We start from the raw sequence: 308 nt of genomic DNA, 5'->3' as shown, positions 1-308 counted from the left end.
CGCTGGGCCAGGTTGCGCACTTCGGACGCCACGACGGCAAAGCCGCGGCCCTGTTCGCCGGCCCTGGCCGCTTCCACGGCCGCGTTCAGGGCCAGGATATTCGTCTGGAAGGCGATGCCGTCGATCACGGAAATGATGTCGACGATCTTGTTCGACGAGGCGTTGATCGATTCCATCGTGCCCACCACTTGCGCCACGACTTCGCCGCCCTTGACGGCCACTTGCGCCGCCGACGCCGCCAGCTGGTTCGCCTGGCGCGCATTGTCCGCATTCTGTTTCACGGTGGAAGTCAGCTCTTCCATCGACGA

The 308-nt window shown here is 64.6% G+C and carries 1 protein-coding gene; it reads right to left on the bottom strand.

Annotated elements, in window-relative coordinates:
* Window positions 1-308, bottom strand: a 308-nt coding sequence (locus tag CBW66_RS28295; RefSeq protein ID WP_253251350.1) for a methyl-accepting chemotaxis protein, incomplete at both ends; no start/stop codon positions are given.

Source organism: Janthinobacterium sp. GW456P, assembly GCF_002127655.1.
Lineage (GTDB): Bacteria > Pseudomonadota > Gammaproteobacteria > Burkholderiales > Burkholderiaceae_D > Janthinobacterium.
Note: the sequence above shows the minus strand (reverse complement) of the source record. Positions and strands in the feature narration are given on the sequence as shown.